General features: G+C 33.9%; 2 protein-coding genes. One reads left to right on the top strand and one right to left on the bottom strand.

The annotated features are described in order from the left end of the window. Positions 1-185 precede the first annotated feature (185 nt). A complete protein-coding gene (locus K9V48_RS27795) occupies positions 186-890 on the bottom strand; it encodes a class I SAM-dependent methyltransferase (RefSeq protein ID WP_224142286.1) in 705 nt (234 codons plus the stop codon). A gap of 320 nt (positions 891-1,210) precedes the next feature. Here K9V48_RS27795 and K9V48_RS27790 point away from each other — a divergent pair, with 320 nt between their 5' ends. After that, entirely contained in the window at positions 1,211-1,648 is a 438-nt protein-coding gene (locus K9V48_RS27790) for a VOC family protein (RefSeq protein ID WP_224142285.1), read from the top strand. Positions 1,649-2,210: the final 562 nt, after the last annotated feature.

Raw genomic sequence — 2,210 nt, 5'->3', positions numbered from 1 at the left:
AATAGGAATTCAACAATTATTACAGAAGATCCCTTTGCAAATAGTGCTTAGGGATCTTTTGATTTTAAGTAATCTATAATTGAATTTAAAAGTGTTTTTAGTGTCTAAATGGTTCAAATCTAGTCAACATAAGCGATATTATAGGCACTGAAAAGGGACAATGTTTAACGTTGTCCCTTTTTTCGTTACCCTTTATTTATTTTTAACATCGAGTTAGCATTTTCCTGAAATTCATACGGAACTTTAATTTCTTCAATTTGGTATCCATTATCAACGAGATAACCTATTAATTTATCTAAATGCTCATATCGTTTTCCTTCCAAATCAACTAAAGGGAAAATACGAACTTCCTCTTTAGTAACTCTTAATAACTCATTTAAAGTTTTTATATGAAATTGATAATCTAATCGATCCGCATACATAAATAGAAAGTGTGCAGATAGAGTTATATCAAACTCTTCATCCTTAAACGGCAAAGAAGGTAAAGTAACGGGAACGTATCTTTCACTTGATTTCGCCATATCGTTCGCACAATCTTTTAGCGCATTTAAACGATGTTTTCGAAGACCTTCTACATCTTTGAAATAATCCCATATATAATTACTCTTGGCTTTTTCCATATGCTCCATAGCATGTTTAATGTCCTGAAGACCTTTATTTTTCAAATCTTCACCAGAATAATAATACGCAATATCACAAGCTGTTACATCTAAACCTAATTTGTTACCGACAGCAGTAAACGAACAAGCTCCAGCTGGACAATCGAGTATTTTCTTTCCTTGTAGTTCTTCTTTTGATAGTGAAAACATATCAAAATACTCTTCAAAGGTTCTCCCAATAAAAATAATTCGTTCTAAATCTAATTTTGTACTCTGCTCAACTTTACTCAACTCTACTCACCTCTTTTAAAAGATTAAATTTATGTTATCACACCGAATTGGTAAAGTTAACCTTTTTTAATTCCCTTAGAGGTAGCGTCAGGAAAATGCAGATTTACAACGATAAGGTTTTGATACAAGTCATATGGGACATTAACAGCCCTTATTTATAGAGATTTTGTTATTGTATCAATAGAGTTTACTCTATTGGGATTGTTAAGTGGTAGGTTTGTTGAAGAAGGATATTTTCTGTTTTAAGCGAATTAGAATTTCAAACAAACCATATACGAATAAAGGTATTGAAAATAATAGGAACATAGGAGGTATGAGATATGAAGATCAATAGATTAGATCATGTGAGTATAAACGTAAATGATCTTTCAGAGGCTAAAGCTTTTTTTCTTGATTTAGGACTTCAAGTGCAAGCGGAATGGGAATTGGATGGAGAACAGTTGGACAGAATAGTTGGGCTTAATGATGTTAAAACGGCATGTGTAGGATTGGGGATGCCAGATGGTGAGACGTGGATAGAGCTGGTTAAATTTTATTCGCCGTCAGATGAAAAAGATATTCAGCACCCTTTTGCAAATACGCTGGGTATCCGACATATTTGCTTTGCTGTTGAGGATATTGAAGCTATTGTTGCAAGATTGAAAAAGAATGGCACGGAAATCTTTAGTGAGATACAGCAATATGAAGAAAGCTATAAGTTATGCTACGTTCGTGGTCCAGAGGGAATTATTTTAGAGTTGGCTGAGAAAATCAGATAAATATTGAATGGGACTTTAAATGATTTAGGTCTCCAACTTTAAGATTTCTTCTTATCTATCGGGGGCGTTAACACAATAAGCCAAATCAAAAAAATCGGGTTCCTAAACGTTGTAAGGAGCCGATTTTCTATGTTGTAATTTGCTTAACGTTGTAAATACGCATTTTCCTGACGCTACCCCGTGTTGCCTTGAAGGCTAAAAGATTGCCATTAAGGCAATCAAGTTTGTAGAAAAAGGCTGGATAGAAAACGGTGATAAATAAGATCAGTAGATTACCCTATTTATTAACATGGATGTTTTGTTACATTCGATAGTCTTCAAATTTTTCTTTGGTAAGCTAAAGAGGAGTTAAAGAGGGGTAAGTTCGAGATAAGTCAAAAAACGGCTGGATAGATGTAAATAAGTGTAAATTTATGTGTGGGACAAATCGGAAGATGGATAGGCTACACTAAGTTGGACAGATAAAATAAGGGGATGTAAACTTAGACTATTAACTTAAGGAGCGTGCTACTATGACACGTCAACGTCGAACTTTTACACCCGAATTTAAACTGCAATTAGT

The organism is Metabacillus rhizolycopersici, assembly GCF_020075705.1.
Note: the sequence above shows the minus strand (reverse complement) of the source record. Positions and strands in the feature narration are given on the sequence as shown.